The organism is Microcoleus sp. Pol7_B2 (assembly GCF_036701035.1).
Lineage (GTDB): Bacteria > Cyanobacteriota > Cyanobacteriia > Cyanobacteriales > Microcoleaceae > Microcoleus.
Genome location: NZ_JAUBQB010000043.1, coordinates 1 through 16,355, shown reverse-complemented (window position 1 = coordinate 16,355; position 16,355 = coordinate 1). Strand labels below are relative to the sequence as shown.

Sequence of the window (16,355 nt, the reverse complement as noted above, 5' to 3'; positions counted from 1 at the left end):
ATTATCCGTTATGGTGGCGCTCCGGCAACAGAAATTCGGTATTTAACTTATTATCCGCAACGCCTTTAAGTTCTGGTACAAATTCTGTTCCTTTGAGCCTCATACCGAGTTCAAACAGAATTTCTGCCATGTCGTCTCTAGAAACTTTAACATCTCTGAGCATAGAAAAGCGACGATCTAGTTCTTCAAAAACCTGTGTTTTCAAAGTGCGGGTTTCTTCAGATAGTCGTTCTCTGGTTTGGGAGAGTTCGTCGCGAAGCGAACGGGTTTGATTGTCAATAGCCTCGTCGAGGGCTTCAATGCTGCTGGAGAATTTTCGGTTAACGCGATCGACTTGCTGACGGATGTCTGCGCTTTCTTCTTGGGTGTTTGAGCTGAGCGATTTAACTTTCTTTTCTAACGAATCAACCGCAGCCCTCATTTCTCCCGAAAGAACTGTTTTTACTTGTTCGATGCGAGCTTGCATATCTTGCTGCATCATCGACAAGTCGGAATCTATTTTATCGAAGCGATTGTCGTATTCTCTAAGCTGCGCTCCAAAAATTATATCCCGGATCTGGTCAATATTTCCCAGCCGTTCGCGCATTTCTTCTTTAGTTATTTCGGCCATGCTTGTACCTAGAATTTCCGCAGATTGTGAGTTTAAGAAGTGTGCTAGTGATTTACTACCGTTGTTGGCGGCACTAGCTTTTTTGAGTGGGCGGGCTTTTTTTTTTGAACTCTTACCCCTGCCTCGGGGATGGGATTTTTTAGAGTCTTGACTCTAAATATCCTGAGATTCAAATTTTTGAGCCTGGTCTTGTCACCAAAAATGGCGGTTGGCTATCCTTGGCTTGCAGCAAGCTCAGAGAAGCGTAGATTTGCTGCTATACAGGACAGCGGGGTAGATTTTAATGTCTTGTACTGACATCTTCAATGATATCGCATCTTGACAGTGCCTCATACCACAGCGCTTGATCCCAGGCAAAAAGCGGGCGGGGGCGGGCGCCCAGGTCCTATTATATATAATATATAACTCAAAAGCTGCACAGATCGCTCGCCGATCGACTCTGAGGGATGTAGCCTTTGAGCAGAAAGCACTTATACAGTCGAACTCAGCCCCTCTCTCTCACTCCCCCTCAAACCCTCTCCTGATGCGATCGCCCAAAAATTCATAGGGCCCGATCGACAGCGATCAGACCCAATAATATGAGAACTTTGTTTTTTCTAACAAACGAGATGTGTTTCCGATTGAGAACTGTTACTTACTAGGGTTTACAACTTGTGCAGCTTTACTTTTAATCAGCAACGACAACTAAGTCTTACTTGACTGCGGTTTGGCTTGACTGCTCGATCGGCAGTTCGCCACTATTCCAAGTTGTGTTCGGTTAATTTCTGCTGCGCCTGGGAATCTAGACCGGAGACACCATGCCTATATCCTTGAACTTTCTTTCTAAATATAGCGACCTCCTTTCTCTTTCTGTCCCGGTGTCTATTATTAAGTTAGCATGGCCTTTCGGAGGAGTAAAGCACTATTTGCAAAACTTGATAGGTCTTTACATTACTAAGTATAATGATATGAATCTCCAAATAGATGTAAGTTAGCACTCACGCACTCGTAACGAAGAAACCGGGTTTTTCTACCCAGATTGAGGATTTTAAGCAAGTATTTTGGTTTAAAAACTGGGTTTCTGGACACCCGTGCGTAAGTCCTATAAATTCTATTGTTGCTACATCTTTACATACTTAAGTGTTTTTGTCATGTCTATTTCTCCTAAGTTTCTCAGTGGCAGCCAAATCCGCCAAACATTCCTCGACTTTTATGCTCAGCGGGGACATAAGATATTGCCGAGTGCTTCTTTGGTGCCCGAAGATCCGACGGTGTTGCTGACGATCGCCGGAATGCTACAATTCAAGCCGATATTTCTCGGACAGCGCGCCGCCGAATCACCGCGCGCCACGACTTCTCAAAAGTGCATCCGCACTAACGACATCGAAAACGTCGGCCGCACCGCCCGCCACCACACGTTTTTTGAGATGTTGGGTAACTTCAGTTTCGGGGATTATTTCAAGAAACAGGCGATCGCCTGGGCGTGGGAACTTTCGACGGAAGTTTTCGGTTTACCAGCGTCGAATTTGGTTGTTAGCGTTTTCCGAGAAGATGACGAAGCTTTTGCGATTTGGCGCGATGAAATTGGCATTCCGGGCGATCGGATTCAGCGCATGGGAGAAGATGACAATTTCTGGCAATCCGGCCCGACTGGCCCCTGCGGCCCGTGTTCGGAGATTTACTATGATTTCCACCCAGAGAGAGGCGACAATATTGACCTCGAAGATGATAGCAGGTTTATTGAGTTCTACAACCTAGTTTTCATGCAGTACAATAAAGATGCAGAGGGCAATTTAACACCGCTGCAAAATCAAAATATTGATACTGGCATGGGACTGGAACGGATGGCGCAAATCCTCCAGAAAGTCCCCAATAATTACGAAACAGATTTGATTTTTCCGATCATTCAATCGGCCGCAGAAATTGCCGGGATTGATTACCACAATAGCGATGAAAAAGTCAAGGTTTCGCTGAAAGTAATTGGCGATCATATTCGGGCTGTGGTGCACATGATTGCGGACGAAATTCGCGCGTCGAATGTTGGTCGGGGTTACATTTTGCGCCGGTTGATTCGCCGGGTGGTGCGCCACGGGCGGCTGATTGGAATTCAGGGCGAATTTACGGTGCGGGTGGCTGAAAGTGCGATCGCCCTTTCGGAAGCAGCTTATCCGAACGTGCGAGCGCGGGAAGCTCAAATTAAGGCGGAATTGGCAAGGGAAGAGGCGCAGTTTCTCAAGACTTTGGAACGCGGAGAGAAGCTGCTGGAGGAAATTGTCGATCGTACAAAACAGCAAACCAACCAACAAATCAGCGGTCAAGATGCTTTCACTCTTTACGATACCTACGGTTTCCCCTTAGAACTGACTCAAGAAATTGCTGAGGAACAGGGAATAACTGTGGATTTGGAGGGATTTGAAAGGGCAATGAAGGAACAGCAAACTCGCGCTAAAGATGCTCGGCAAACAATCGATTTGACCGTGCAGGGTTCTTTGGATAAGTTGGCTGAAACAATCCAGGGAACTGAGTTTGTCGGTTATGCTGAATTGTCGAGTTTAGCTGAGGTGGAAGTTATCTTGGTTGACGGCAAATCTGTGGAAGAAGCAGCCGCCGGTACCGAGGTACAAGTTGTTTTGAACCAAACGCCGTTTTATGCAGAATCCGGCGGACAAATTGGGGATAAAGGTTATTTGAAAAGCGGAGATAATGGTGAGGGTTTGTTGGTGAGAGTTGAGGATGTGAAGAAGGAATCGGATTTCTTCGTGCATTTCGGCTTGGTGGAACGGGGAACGCTGAGAGTTGGCGATAGTATTACTGCGAAAATTGACAACAGCGGTCGCCGCCGAATTCAGGCTAACCACACAGCAACTCACTTATTACAATCAGCTTTGCGGAAAATTGTGGACGATTCGATTTCGCAAGCTGGTTCGCTGGTATCGTCAGAAAGATTGCGGTTTGATTTCAATTCTCCGCGCGCTGTCACAGCAGAAGAGTTGCAGAAAATTGAGGATTTAGTTAATAGTTGGATTGCGGAGGCGCACGCTGCGGTCGTTGCAGAAATGCCGATCGCCCTTGCGAGAGAAAAAGGCGCGACTGCGATGTTTGGCGAGAAGTACGGCGATGTGGTGCGGGTGATCGATTTTCCCGGCGTTTCGATGGAATTGTGCGGCGGGACTCACGTCAGCAATACCGCAGAAATCGGGCTGTTTAAGATTGTTTCCGAAGCCGGGGTAGCGGCGGGAACTCGCAGGATTGAAGCGGTTTCGGGTCAAGCTGTTTTGGACTATTTGAACGTGCGGGATAAGGTGGTGCGCGATTTGGGCGATCGATTTAAGGCGAAGCCTGAAGAATTGCCGAACCGGATTACTAATTTGCAGAATGAGTTGAAGGATACTCAGAAACATTTGGCTGCTGTGAAGTCGGAATTGGCGATCGCGAAATCCGACCAGTTGCTGAGTGCGGCTGAGGCGATAGGTGAATTCAAAATCATTGTAGCTCAATTGGGTGATGTGGATACGGAAGCGCTGAAAACTGCGGCGGAAAGATTGCAGCAAAAGTTAGGAAATGCTGCGGTTGTTTTGGCCTCAATTCCTGAACCGGATAAGGTAAGTTTGGTGGCTGCTTTTAGTCCTGAAGTCAATAAAAAAGGATTGCAAGCTGGCAAGTTTATCGGGGGAATTGCTCAAATTTGCGGCGGAAAAGGCGGCGGGCGACCTAATTTGGCGCAAGCTGGGGGACGCGATGCAAGTAAGTTGCAGGAAGCGTTGGAAAGTGCTCGGAATTTGTTAGTTGAAGGGTTGGGTTAATCTGCGTTTTTTGTAGGGACACGGCAATGCCGTGTCCTGCTTCACTACTAAAGGTCAAATTCCCCTTAAAAAAGGGGAATTTAGAGGGTTCTCGACTCGGCTGTGAACGAAAGATACAAAGCTTTTTCAGCGTAATTTGACACTAATTACCACAGTCTACTCGCTTGTATCTCCTGATATTAGCTAAACCCGCCCCAGAAAAAGATTGAGCTTAATATTGAGGTACAGATGGGTCTACTTCTTCACTCCAAGCAGTAATCCCGCCCTTAACATTAATCCCCTCAATTCCCGCTTCCTTCAAAATCCCCAAAGCCTTCGCAGAACGTCCGCCCATTTTGCAGTGTGCAATCAAGCGGTGGCCGTTCACCAATTCCTTGACCTTGGCGACACCTGCGCCCTGTTCGATATCCGGCAAAGGAACCAAAACCGACCCAGGAATTTGACAAATTTGATACTCATTGGGATTGCGAACATCCAACAATACAAAATCCTTCGCGCCGCTGTCGATTAACTCCTTAAGTTGCGTGACAGTCATCTCAGGAATTTGCGTTTGCTGACTTGCTTCCTGGGCTTTTGCTTGAGGAATGCCGCAGAATTGTTCGTAATCGATTAACTTTTCAATTACCGGACGCACTGGATTAGGCCGCAGTTTCAATTGCCGGAACGTCATCTCTAAGGCATTGTAAAGCAACAGTCTGCCGCTCAAAGTAGTGCCTTGACCCAAGATAATCTTGATAGCTTCCGTTGCTTGGATAGAACCAACCACTCCGCACAAAACGCCTAAAACGCCGCCTTCGGCACAAGAAGGAACCATCCCAGGAGGCGGGGGTTCCGGGTACAAATCGCGGTAATTCGGGCCACCTTCGTAGTTGAAAACTGTTGCTTGCCCTTCAAATCGGAAGATAGAACCGTAGACGTTGGGCTTGTTTAAAAGCACGCAAACGTCGTTCATCAAATAGCGAGTAGGGAAATTGTCCGTACCGTCGATAATGATATCGTAAGGAGTGGCAATGTCGATCGCATTTTCGGAACTAACGCGAGTTTCGTACAAATCTACTTGACAAAAAGGATTAATTTCTAAAATCCGATTTTTAGCCGACTCAATCTTCGGTTTCCCAACCCAAGAAGTGCCGTGAATTACTTGCCGCTGCAAATTGGAATGGTCTACAACATCAAAGTCTACAATCCCAATGCGGCCAACACCGGCGGCTGCTAAATACAGCAGCAGCGGCGAACCGAGACCTCCCGTACCGATGCAGAGCACGCTGGCAGCTTTGAGACGCTTTTGCCCATCCAATCCAACTTCTGGCAGGATCAGGTGGCGAGAGTAGCGTTCGTATTCTTGTTTGTTGAGCTGGATCTCGTCCAGATTAGGATTTAGCATGATATTGTGTGTAGCGCAGATTTTGAATTATATCCTATCTGAATCTTTCGCATTTTTACGTGTTTGTTATTTTTACTAATTATTTCTTAATCTCAGTCGGTTCCTGTGCGAGAATTTCCTCTGCTTGAAAATTCCCCTCTCCGTCAAGACTCCAACTGCGGAGGTCTTCCGAACAGCCTTGTCGGACTGACACAATGATGTAAGAGTATTCGGCCCACGCCAATGTCCGATCGCACTCTGAGGGCACTGCGGGACAATCCGTGTGAGAATGATATATACCGATAATATCCAGACTGCGATCGCGCCCATGTTTCATCGCCCGCAACATATCTTCGGGTCGGATAGCATATCTGCGTCTTTCTGTCAATCCTTTTTGTTCAGGCCAATTCTCCTCAGCTTCCGCACTCCAAGCATTGTCAGTTGGCCAAACTTCTACCACAGTTTTAACATCGCTAGTAACTCGACCGAGCAACAAACCGCAGCATTCTTCAGGATAAGCGCTTTCGGCGTGGGTACGCATGGATAAAATGTGAGAGTCGGAAAGTGCGATCGGCTGCATAGGATTTTATTGTAGTTTTTTTTGTAAAGTGCGATTCCCTGCGGGATAGCTACGCTTCACGGGCTTTTTTTTAATTGTGGAACAGGCATCTTGCCTGTTCAATACTGGCTTTTCGGGAGATGTCTATTGATTTGACATTCCTGTAGCTGTTTGCAAAACAGTTCTATAAGCAATAACAGCTTCAGTTTGGTTAACATATCCTACATATTGACTCAATACAGAAAAGTCTAACTCAGGCAAAAATTCACTCCTCGAAATTAACTCATAACCCAACTCCCGCAAGCGGTAAAGAGAAAATTGATCGTTAGCCCAGAACCAGACTTCAGGAACCTGCAAACCTCGATACACATCCAACTTGTCAACACCGCCGCTAGTCAAAGCAATTTCTATCACAATATCCGGGACTTCTGCAAGTAAACCTAAACAGTAACACTCGTCTGGTTCCGCACCCCGTCTCACAACTTCGCGGCGAAACGTAGCACTTCCGTAACCGTTGAGATTAATTAGTCTTTCAACCGCATAGGTTTCTATCAACCGGGCAATAACTTTTTTGAGCCTTTCGTGTTCGGGCGAAGTCGTCATGATAATTTCTAACGTTCCTTCCAAGTATGTCATCCTGGGGAATTCATCGACAAACATATCAGAAAGCTGCTCGTAGTGAGCCCAACTCACATCATATAAAATAATGCGCTGTTCTGTAGCCGGTTCGAGAGTTTTTGGATCTAAAAGTAACATAATTAATTACCTGCACTTAGATATCTAAACGTTATATTTTTCCAATATTTCTCACCCTTCTTCTCTGTGTCCTCTGCGGCCTCTGCGGTTCATAAAAAAGTTACTGTAGGGTGCGCCTGGTCGCGCACCTTACCTTTTAGTTAATGTAGCTATCTAGGCCTCAATTGCAATCAAGTTGCAATTAAGAGGGTGTTTGCTGCAACTCAGGTCGTTCATCTGGAACGATCGCACCTTCGACAGGACACACCTGCAAACAAATGCCACAGTCAATGCAGGTATCAAAATCAATCCAAAACCAATCAGTACCCTTGACATTTTTGCCAGGGCCGGGGTGAATGCAAGCAACCGGACAAGCGCCGACGCAATCAGCAATTCCTTCGCAAATATTCGTAACAATAGTGTGTGCCATAGTGTTCTCTCAAAACATTTTAGGTAGATAGGGAATTAGCAATTAGTAATTGGCAAAACCTTCTATCAATCAGCAGGATACATAATATCATATCGGGTGATTTTTAACCAATTACCAACTACTAATTACCAATTACCAATTAGCCTAATTTACCGTTTCAATTGTTGGCAATCCTTCGGCATTTACCCAAGCAATTTGAGCAATACGTCGATCGCGCGCGTATTCCCGCGCCGACTCTGCTGTCTCTCTACTCTCTAAATCTATTTCTACCCGAACTAAGTGAGTAGAGTCTCGGAGTTTGCGAGCGTAAGCAAACGCGGCTGCACTAGCTTCAGGAGTTTGAGCCACAACCAACCAGTCGCTAGCTGGCGTCTGGGTGGGCAATTGCCCCTCTGTCAGCAACACTTGATGCAAATCTTCAATATTCAGACAAAACCCGATGCCGGGGGAATTTTGCCCTTGCGGATCGAACAGTCCCAACAGTTGGTCGTAGCGTCCCCCTTGTCCTAAAACTCGCTGTCCTGTCTTGCTGCTGCTGACAACTTCAAACACAATTCCAGTGTAGTAGTCAAATGTTTGAATTAAACTCAAATCGAGGTGAATGTGGGATTTGAGATTGGGAATTTTTGACTGGCATTGGTGCAGCAATTCGATCGCCGATTTGAGATTATTTAACGCGGCTTGCTGTGGCAGATCTAAATCTAGTTTGGCAACAATTGGCAACACCTCTTCTGGGCGGCCGCGCAAGTCAAATAACAGCAGAGCTCTTTCTCGCAATTCGGTTGACAGCGGCAAAGTTTCCAAGGCAATTCGATCGAGATTGGCTATCGCCCCCCGAACTTTTTGGCGCACATTTGGCGGAAACGGTTCCAGCAATCTTGCAGTCAAGCCCGCTTCTCCCAAAACCAAATGCCAGTCATCAATTCCCAAGCTCTGCAAGCACTCAGACAGCAGCAGCAGCACTTCCGCATCCGCAACCGTCCCCCCCGCGCCGAGCAGCTCTACGCCAGCTTGATAGAACTCTTGTTGCCCGCCTGAGCCAGTATCTGGGCCTTTGCGGAACACGTTAGCGTTGTAGTAGAGGCGCTGAGGCTGCCAGCGAGTCCCGGCCATTCGCATTGCAGCCGCCCGGGCGATGGATGCTGTCAATTCCGGCCGCAAACCAAGTTCTCCATCCTCGGCGTCTTGCAGTTGAATTAAGGTCGATCGGTCGATCGCGCCCCCAGCCATCAATGTCTCCAGCCTTTCTAGAGTAGAGGTAATAATCCGGTGGTAGCCCCAGCGGTGAAAAACTTGCTGTAAGCGCCGTTCGATCGAAATTTTTTGAGCAACGTCAAGGGGCAATAAATCTCTTGCGCCGGATGGGGGTTGGTGAACCATATCAATTTTAGATTTTAGACTTTAGAAGATTTTAGATTGGGCTTAGAAGCTTAGCTTTATGGACGGTGTTAAAGTCTAACGAGGCAAGCTTAACATTTGACTTTAACAAATTAAGGTGTCATATCAATTTTAGATTTTAGATTTTAGATTTTAGATTGGGCTTAGAAGCTTAGCTTTAGGGACGGTGTTAAAGTCGAAGCAGGCAAGCTTAATCTTCGACTTTAACAAATGAAGGCGTGATAGCGTTTTGGTTTGCATGGGAATAATCATTTTCCCGGTCAGTGCGATCGTCCCGCTCTTTCTGGATCACCCGATCTCCCGGGACGATCGCACTGACGGTATAATTCCGATGTCACCGGATTTGATCTCACCAAGTCTTGATTGTTTTGATCTATCTCACTCCAATGCTGTGCAGTTCACCATTTTCTCAAAATTCAAGACTCACAAATCACAACTTCTCACTTCTTCTTCCCGCCAAACAAACTTGCAAAAAATCCTGGTTTCTCGTCACCTTTTTTTGCCTTTGCGGAAGCTTGTTCCAGCTTTTTCTTAACCTCCAAAGCCGTCGGTTCTTCAGGATTTGATGCCAAAGCTTTGTTCATCTCAAGTTTTGCCATTGTGGCTTGATTTTGTTCAACGTAACACATTGCTAACAAAGCGTGGGTCTTGCTGTGTTTCGGATCGCGTTTCACGCCTTCTTTCAACTCTATAATTGCTTTGGCGTAACTTTTGCTGTCCATGAATCCTTGAGCTCGGCGGCAATAGGCTTCGGCCGGCGAGCCTGTTGCCGGAGTTGGGGTTGGGGTTGGGGTTGGGGTTGGGGTTGGAGTTGGGGTTGGGGTTGGGGGGTCTGTTTTTTTTAGGTCGGTTGGGGCTTGGCGCTCTTTTCGCAGCAGGTAAACCATGTTGAGTTCGCTAATTTGATTAATCGCCTCTTGCGTTTCCTTAACTGATTCGTACTGCTTGAGAGCGAGTTTGCTAACTGCTGTTTTGTAAGCTTCTTCCCAATCTTTAGCGGTAGCTAACTGTTTGGCTGCTTCGCTTTCAATTTGCATTTTCGCCTGTTCTTTAACAACGCGCTTGCCGATGGCTCCTAATAGCAGGCTGTATTCTTTGCGATCGCTTTCCTTGGAGAATTTGTTGTAAGCCGGATTGACTACTTTTGACAAAAATTGGTTAGCCCAATCTTTATCGGCTTGGCTTTCAAAAGAGCAAGTATCCGAATGCAATCGGCGGGCGATTTTCATGTAGCGCTTGCGGATGTCGTTAAACTCGGCGTCTAAGGGAATTCCCAAAATTGCGTGCTGATCTGTAAAGTCATACTTGAACAGCCCTTTTGTCATTTCAAAAGACATAACTTTTACTCTTCCTTTCCTGGCTTTTCACTATTCTTTAATGTAGCTTGAGTCAAGGGGTTGTGACCCCCGTACTACCCCCGATCTATTGCTGGGAGGCGCTACTTCCAAGAAGATAAGGGAGGAACTGCTAGCAGTGCGCTGCTGAGTTCGGCGTGTATTTTGCCGTTTGTGGCCAAAATCCGACCCGAGTTCATCTCAAAGGCACTGCCGTCATAAGCTGTAATTTGACCTCCGGCTTCGGAGACGATGACTACACCGGCTGCTACGTCCCAAGGGGCGAGTCCCCGTTCCCAATATCCGTCCGATCGGCCCATTGCGAGGTGTGCCAGGTCTAGGGATGCCGAACCGCTGCGCCGCACGCCTTGGGTGAGGTGGGTGAGGTGACAGAATTCGGCATAATTATTGTCTGCTGTTTCGCGCCGATCGTATGCAAAGCCACTGACTAGCAAGCTGGTTCTCAATTCTGGGATTTGAGAAACTTCGATCGGCGACCGGTTGCAAGTTGCTCCCAATCCTTTGCCTGCCCGAAACAATTCGTTATGCAAAGGGTCGTAAATTACTCCCATTTGTGGTATTCCGTCGATTAAAAGTCCGATCGACACGGCCCAAAAAGGATATTGGTGAGCAAAATTGGTTGTGCCGTCCAAAGGGTCGATCGCCCACAGGTATTTGCTGCTGGCATCCCCTAATTTGCCGGATTCTTCGGCGAGGATGGCGTGGTCGGGTACGTGGCGACTCAGAATTTCTAAGATGACGGCTTCTGAGGCTTTGTCGGCTTCTGTGACTAAATCGCCCGATCGGCCTTTTTCTTGAATTTTTTCTAGTTTTCCGCAGAAAGATTGCAGGACGGAACCGGCGGCTAGGGCTGCTTCGGTGGCTATTTCTAAGAAGTTTTGCAGTTTATTGTCAGTCATTTGTTAGTTGTTATAGCAGAAGGAAGAAGGAAGAAGGAAGTACGAACCGCGAAGACGCTTATGACACGAAGGAAGAAGGAAGCAGGAAGAAGGAAGAATGAAATCATTGCTCATTAGTTGTTAGTTATAACTGAGGAGTTTTTATTCATTAACTAATGACTAATGACTACTGACTATTTCCGATTTTGCTGGCGAAATTCTGCAGGAGTTTGGCGCAAAGCTCGTTCTGGATTCCACAGACCTTTACCCATCAGTCTCGCCCATTCTTGAGCGTTGATGAGTCGCTGTTGATATTTGGTGTTGGGCGATCGCACTGAGGCCAGAGCATAACCTTCTTTGATTAGCTGTTCGTTGAGCAAATTTTTATCTTGCCACAAGTAGGCTAGTTTGCGATCGAACTGGTCTTTCTCTTCGATGTCGGATTCTAACAATACCTGTTTTCCCCTAGTTAGCTGTTCTAGTCTTTGTTTGGCTGCTTCTCCCCAAGGCTGCTGTTTTAAATCCGGCGCATCAATACCAATCAGCCTGATTTGTTCTAATAAGGCTATTTTGTCGGCTGTACTGATAACTTCGATTGTTTGCCCGCTGATGGCCCTTTCTACTTTGGCGATCGTACCTTGGGGCATTTCTGGTTTTTGGCAGCTAGCTAACAACAGACAAAGGGCGATCGCACATAACCGATAAAGCATGGATAATTGGTAGTTGATAATTTATCAAATTGCCTTATTCTTCATCCAACGGCAAACCGGCTTTAACTTTACCTTTGCCGAAGTAACGACCGAATTGCAGTTCGTACACTTCGTCTTCGTCTTGCGTCTCTACCTCAATGTTGGAACGGGGATAGCTGACGCACAGCAGGGCATAACCTTCTTTTTGCAGTTCCACAGAAAGCCCCATTGCTTCTGGCTGGTGCAGTTCCCCCGAATTGACGCGCACCGCACAGGCGGTACAAGCGCCGTTGCGGCAGGAAAAGGGCAATTCTACTCCTTGGTTTTCGGCGCTTTGGAGGATGTAGCGGTCTTCGGGTACTCGCACGGTGTGGCGATCGCCTGTCTGTCTGTTATGAATTTTAATTGTGTAAGAGTTAGTCATGGAATTTTAGATTTTAGATTTTAGATTTTAGATTGGGGTGGGCGGGGCAAGATCCTTGAAATGAATGGGTTTGCGACCCAGACAGGAGAACCCAAGCCTGCCCGTTTCACACCCTACCCATATTAAACAGCAAATTTATGCCGTTACCCCTTCCCAAATCAGATTTGTTCTGCTAAGATAGTTTAGCTGTGGCTAAATGAATGAATTTAGCCCTGGAGAGGTGGCCGAGCGGTTGAAGGCGCACGCCTGGAAAGTGTGTTTAGGGCAACTTAACGAGGGTTCGAATCCCTCCCTCTCCGTTAAACAAGCTGTTTAGGCAAAAAAAACAGCTTGCAAAAAAAATCTCTGATATGAGATAAATACTTTGATTAGATCGATCGCCCTGGAATTCTTTTAGAAAAATCAAGGGCGATCGCTTTTCAATGTTTGATTGTAATTTAGGGCGATCGGGGGGAAAAACACGCCCCGATATAATGCCAATACTAGAAAACCATAGTGACGCTCCTACACCACTCGCCACCGTTTGCAGCAAAGCATCGCTTTCTGCTGGCTCAATTGCTGTTTGAATATCAGTCGGGTAATTTTAGATTTTAAATTTTAGATTTTAGATTGAGGTAATTTATATCGAACTTAGCATCAGCGAGATTTGCCCCTCTGAAGGAAGTACCCTCAGCATTTCCAATCTCTCGAACAATAGCCGAGAAAGACACAAACGCAAACCAAAGATACAGCAGCGACAGCAAACCGAAACACATACCCCAAAACAGGTTGTGAGTGCTCAGAAAAGCGCTCGCCGTTGCACTGAACAAAAAAGCCGCTGCGTAAGTCGCCACACTTCCAGCCGATACGATCGCCACCTGTGCAAATTCGCTATGAATCCGGGAACTCACAAAAAACATTAACACCCCGCCGATCGCCATTCCAGCAATAGCAGCCTGGGAATTATTATTAGTTGCAGTGCCAGCATAGAAAAAACCCAACAAAGCTCCTGATAGAATAGCAGAAATTGTTTGTGCCAATCTACCCGCTTTTGAGGTTTTTGGCTGTTTGCTGGCGATCGCCGAAGCGAAACCAGCAGCGCTCAAAACGCCGTACAGCAACAGAACAAAAGGCCAACTGCCAGAGCCCGGTACTTGTCCTTGAGCTCCCAAAATCAGTCGAGTCAGAACATCGCCCACAACCAAACAAATCGCGATCGCCCCAGCACTTAAAACAGCTATCTGTCGCCTAGAAAGCCCTATTTTTGCACCGAGAAAATTCGCACCCGCTAACTGAGCATTTCTAAAATTGCACCCTCGAACATCCGCACCGCTGAAATCAGCACCGTTAAGAACTTGTCCTTGGAACGATCGATTTCGTAAAATTTGATTGCTAAAATTATTGGAACCCGAATACTTCACATTAGTACAGGATGCTTGAAAATATATAAACCTGTCAGTGTTCCCGTCCCCCATCTCAAATCTAAAATGGTATGACTTATCGACCCACGATCAAACAAATTTGGCATATTCTCGGTCTCGGAATATTGCTTGCACCAATACTACTTTACAACATTCCCTACTTTTTGCGTCCCCAACAAACAAACGAAGCCCGATCGCTATTTCAGGGAATAGCCTACCGCAGGGAATTTCGGACTAATCCGCGTCCCACCCTAATTCACATTGTTAGCATCGACCTAAAAGCGCCGGGAATAGGAATTTTTGTTACTCCCGGAAACCCAACAGCCGATTTAACAGAAACCAATGCCCGCACCGCTACTCAATTCCTGAAAGAATTTAAATTGCAATTAGCAGTTAACGGCAATTTTTTTTATCCCTGCATCGAGCAAGCACCTTGGAATTACTATCCTCGCAGTGGCGATCGAGTAAATAATGTCGGACAAGCCATTGCCAAAAGCCAAGCTTATTCTCAACCAGACCTAGCCTTTCCAGCCCTTTGTTTTGATGCCAAAAACCGCGCTCAAATAATCGAAAACGGCACTTGTCCTGCGGGAACAGCCTATGCAGTTGCCGGAGATACTTTGCTGGTGAAAAATGGCAAAACTGTAGCACAAAGTCAGGAAGAACGCAAACAGGATAAACCATATCCCCGTGCAGTCGCGGCGATCGACAAAACAGGCGACAAGTTGTGGTTAATTCTGGTAGACGGCAAGCAGAGGCTTTACAGTGAAGGGCTGAAATTGAGCGAAATAACTGAGATTTCGATGCAGTTGGGAGCCGAGACAGTGCTAAATTTAGATGGCGGCGGGTCGGTAACTTTTGCAGTAGCATCGCGGTCAGGGCCGAAACTGTTGAATGCTCCGATTCAGAACAAAATCCCGATGCAGGAACGTCGAATTTCCAATCATTTGGGATTTTATGCGCGGGAGAATTAGGGTTTTAAATTGCGCTTTAATCTACGAAAATTGGGGGTTTAAAATGATTATATTGTGCACTGCGCCCAAGCCGCGGCTTGTAAAAAACTTGCTATTAAAACCTATTAAAAAAAATAAATTATGCCTTCGCATACTCAAATAAATAGGGTAATGATTGCCTTCATTCCTAATACAAAACTTCGCTTAAATACCCAAAAATTTTCTTATTCAGCAGTGAATTTTTTTTAATCTGCCCAAAATCCAGGAATAATTGCTAAAATTGTAAAGAAACGTAACAAAAATATATAATTGGCTTATGAAAATTAGCGAAATCCAAGCAGCGCTGCAAAGTTCGGATTCTCAAGAGAGGCTGCGGGGGGTAACGGCTCTGAGAAAGTGCGATTCTGCGGTGGCGCTACCGATGTTGCTGAGCAAAGTGGACGATCGCGAGTTTATGGTGCGATCGTTCGTGGCGATGGGATTGCGGCAGATTCAAACTGCGGAAGCTTTTGCGGCGCTGTTAAAAATGATGCAGTTCGATCGCGATCCGAACGTGCGAGCAGAAGCCGCTAACTCTTTGTCAAGGTTCGGAACCGAGGCAATTTCTCATTTAGTCGAAGCTTTTCGCCGCGATGACAATTGGCTCGTCCGCCGCAGTATCATGGCTCCACTCTACGAAATGCAGTGTCCTGATGCAATATTTGAAATTTGTGCGATCGGTCTTGGTGGCGCAGATTTACCAGTTCAGGAAGCAGCAATTGACGGATTTGGTCTGCTGGCCAATACCCAGAAGCAAGAAGAGGCTTTGCAGCAATTATTACCTCTTGTGAGCGCGGATTACTGGGGAATTCGGCTGCGAGTTGCTCGCGCGCTGAGCAAATTTGACAATCCTCAAGCTCGCGCTGCTGTGAGCTATTTGGCAAAAGATCGAGATCATCGGGTTGCAGGTGCGACTTTGGAAGCTTCGCTGTAAAACAAGGGCTTACAAGATCCAGCAGACATTGGTAGCTGCCCTTAAACTCTTAAACCCGCCCCTAGATTAGCCCGATCGCGCTGCCCATCCCCAATTTATCAATGTTACGGATACAGTGCAGACAGAGAGCAGGCTTGGGGATTGTTTAGCAGTTATTTCGGTCACGAATTGGCTGACAAATTTCTTGAGAAATTTTTGTTTGAAGATGCTGTGCCTTTAGCTGTAACCGCGAACTCGCGATGACCGCTAAGTTTACATATATTTCTCAAAAAAACAAGTTCGCCTTAAGAACTTTAGTCATGACTACAAACCTCTCGATTGATTATGTAAAATCTCAAATCTCAAATCTCAAATTGACCGGAAAAAAACTTGATTTTTTACTATCAACCTGTGGATTGAGGACGGTGAAATCTCAAATCGATATCACTCTTGATCAGGCTTTTTTAGATGCGGCGATCCCTAAAATTAAAAATCCGTTAGACTTACAGTATTACCAGATTCCACAAGGGTTTGAACTCAAGCAAGCTACAGTCGGCAAAGGAAAAAAACAAACTCAGGAAATCGTAACTACCAGTTAGGCTTTTGCATCCCGGAATTTGCAGCAGTTTGGGGTGGCTCACGCTCAAGACGGCAGCAGCTTGCAAGTTCTCAATTTTGTGATATTCCCGCATCTTAACTTTGATTTGCCGTTTTCTGGCGCGGATGGGGTAACACTGCCGGGTGGCCATTTATAGTCATTTCAAATAAATGTGAGACAGAGGTAAGATCATGATAAAATCGATAAAAATAGTTAATTAGAAAAAAAT

At 46.2% G+C, this 16,355-nt stretch carries 15 protein-coding genes, 1 tRNA gene and 1 pseudogene; 6 read left to right on the top strand and 11 right to left on the bottom strand.

All coding sequences use genetic code 11. The annotated features are described in order from the left end of the window. Nucleotide 1 precedes the first annotated feature (1 nt). A complete protein-coding gene (locus QUA57_RS16970) occupies nucleotides 2–610 on the bottom strand; it encodes a hypothetical protein (RefSeq protein ID WP_333062315.1) in 609 nt (202 codons plus the stop codon). Nucleotides 611–1,740: 1,130 nt separating this feature from the next. On the opposite strand from QUA57_RS16970, the gene alaS reads away from it, so the two are divergent. Beyond that, complete coding sequence (alaS, locus tag QUA57_RS16965) at nucleotides 1,741–4,392, top strand: alanine--tRNA ligase (RefSeq protein ID WP_333062314.1); 2,652 nt, start codon at nucleotides 1,741–1,743, stop codon at nucleotides 4,390–4,392. Between the two features lie 211 nt (nucleotides 4,393–4,603). Here the strand turns inward: alaS and moeB are convergent, their stop codons facing one another. The 9 genes from moeB to QUA57_RS16920 all read right to left on the bottom strand — a co-directional run bounded on the left by moeB (nucleotide 4,604) and on the right by QUA57_RS16920 (nucleotide 12,223). Next, nucleotides 4,604–5,776 carry a molybdopterin-synthase adenylyltransferase MoeB gene (gene moeB, locus QUA57_RS16960; RefSeq protein WP_333062313.1) on the bottom strand — a complete coding sequence of 391 codons (1,173 nt, stop codon included), beginning with the start codon at nucleotides 5,774–5,776 and terminating at the stop codon, nucleotides 4,604–4,606. A 79-nt stretch (nucleotides 5,777–5,855) separates the two neighbouring features. Continuing rightward, nucleotides 5,856–6,335, bottom strand: a complete 480-nt coding sequence (locus QUA57_RS16955) for a M67 family metallopeptidase (RefSeq protein ID WP_333062312.1) — start codon at nucleotides 6,333–6,335, stop codon at nucleotides 5,856–5,858. Between the two features lie 123 nt (nucleotides 6,336–6,458). Next, nucleotides 6,459–7,070: a Uma2 family endonuclease gene (locus tag QUA57_RS16950; RefSeq protein WP_333062311.1), complete on the bottom strand. Its 612-nt coding sequence runs from the start codon at nucleotides 7,068–7,070 to the stop codon at nucleotides 6,459–6,461. A 181-nt stretch (nucleotides 7,071–7,251) separates the two neighbouring features. Continuing rightward, nucleotides 7,252–7,479: an indolepyruvate ferredoxin oxidoreductase subunit alpha gene (locus QUA57_RS16945; RefSeq protein ID WP_006635695.1), complete on the bottom strand. Its 228-nt coding sequence runs from the start codon at nucleotides 7,477–7,479 to the stop codon at nucleotides 7,252–7,254. Between the two features lie 144 nt (nucleotides 7,480–7,623). Beyond that, a complete protein-coding gene (locus tag QUA57_RS16940; protein WP_333062309.1) occupies nucleotides 7,624–8,859 on the bottom strand; it encodes an ATP phosphoribosyltransferase regulatory subunit in 1,236 nt (411 codons plus the stop codon). A 458-nt stretch (nucleotides 8,860–9,317) separates the two neighbouring features. Next, nucleotides 9,318–10,214, bottom strand: a complete 897-nt coding sequence (locus tag QUA57_RS16935) for a DnaJ domain-containing protein (RefSeq protein ID WP_333040833.1) — start codon at nucleotides 10,212–10,214, stop codon at nucleotides 9,318–9,320. 101 nt (nucleotides 10,215–10,315) lie between these two features. After that, the gene (locus QUA57_RS16930) at nucleotides 10,316–11,131 is read right to left on the bottom strand and encodes an inositol monophosphatase family protein (RefSeq protein WP_333062308.1); all 816 of its coding nucleotides are present in this window, start codon (nucleotides 11,129–11,131) and stop codon (nucleotides 10,316–10,318) included. A 173-nt stretch (nucleotides 11,132–11,304) separates the two neighbouring features. Next, a complete protein-coding gene (locus QUA57_RS16925) occupies nucleotides 11,305–11,820 on the bottom strand; it encodes a thermonuclease family protein (RefSeq protein ID WP_333062307.1) in 516 nt (171 codons plus the stop codon). A gap of 34 nt (nucleotides 11,821–11,854) precedes the next feature. Then, nucleotides 11,855–12,223 (bottom strand): 2Fe-2S iron-sulfur cluster-binding protein, encoded by a 369-nt coding sequence (locus tag QUA57_RS16920; protein ID WP_333040827.1) that lies wholly within the window; start codon nucleotides 12,221–12,223, stop codon nucleotides 11,855–11,857. Between the two features lie 214 nt (nucleotides 12,224–12,437). Here QUA57_RS16920 and QUA57_RS16915 point away from each other — a divergent pair. After that, nucleotides 12,438–12,522, top strand: a tRNA-Ser gene (locus QUA57_RS16915). A gap of 291 nt (nucleotides 12,523–12,813) precedes the next feature. Here QUA57_RS16915 and QUA57_RS16910 read toward each other — a convergent pair. Then, a complete protein-coding gene (locus QUA57_RS16910) occupies nucleotides 12,814–13,677 on the bottom strand; it encodes a pentapeptide repeat-containing protein (RefSeq protein ID WP_333062305.1) in 864 nt (287 codons plus the stop codon). Nucleotides 13,678–13,694: 17 nt separating this feature from the next. On the opposite strand from QUA57_RS16910, the gene QUA57_RS16905 reads away from it, so the two are divergent. From QUA57_RS16905 to QUA57_RS16890, 4 genes and pseudogenes are all read left to right on the top strand, one after another. Continuing rightward, nucleotides 13,695–14,597: a phosphodiester glycosidase family protein gene (locus QUA57_RS16905; protein ID WP_333062303.1), complete on the top strand. Its 903-nt coding sequence runs from the start codon at nucleotides 13,695–13,697 to the stop codon at nucleotides 14,595–14,597. A gap of 295 nt (nucleotides 14,598–14,892) precedes the next feature. Continuing rightward, the gene (locus tag QUA57_RS16900; RefSeq protein ID WP_333062302.1) at nucleotides 14,893–15,549 is read left to right on the top strand and encodes a HEAT repeat domain-containing protein; all 657 of its coding nucleotides are present in this window, start codon (nucleotides 14,893–14,895) and stop codon (nucleotides 15,547–15,549) included. A 239-nt stretch (nucleotides 15,550–15,788) separates the two neighbouring features. Further along, a complete protein-coding gene (locus QUA57_RS16895; protein WP_333062301.1) occupies nucleotides 15,789–16,127 on the top strand; it encodes a hypothetical protein in 339 nt (112 codons plus the stop codon). A 12-nt stretch (nucleotides 16,128–16,139) separates the two neighbouring features. Beyond that, nucleotides 16,140–16,283, top strand: a pseudogene (locus QUA57_RS16890) (phycoerythrobilin:ferredoxin oxidoreductase); the annotation flags it as partial. Between the last annotated feature and the right edge of the window lie 72 nt (nucleotides 16,284–16,355).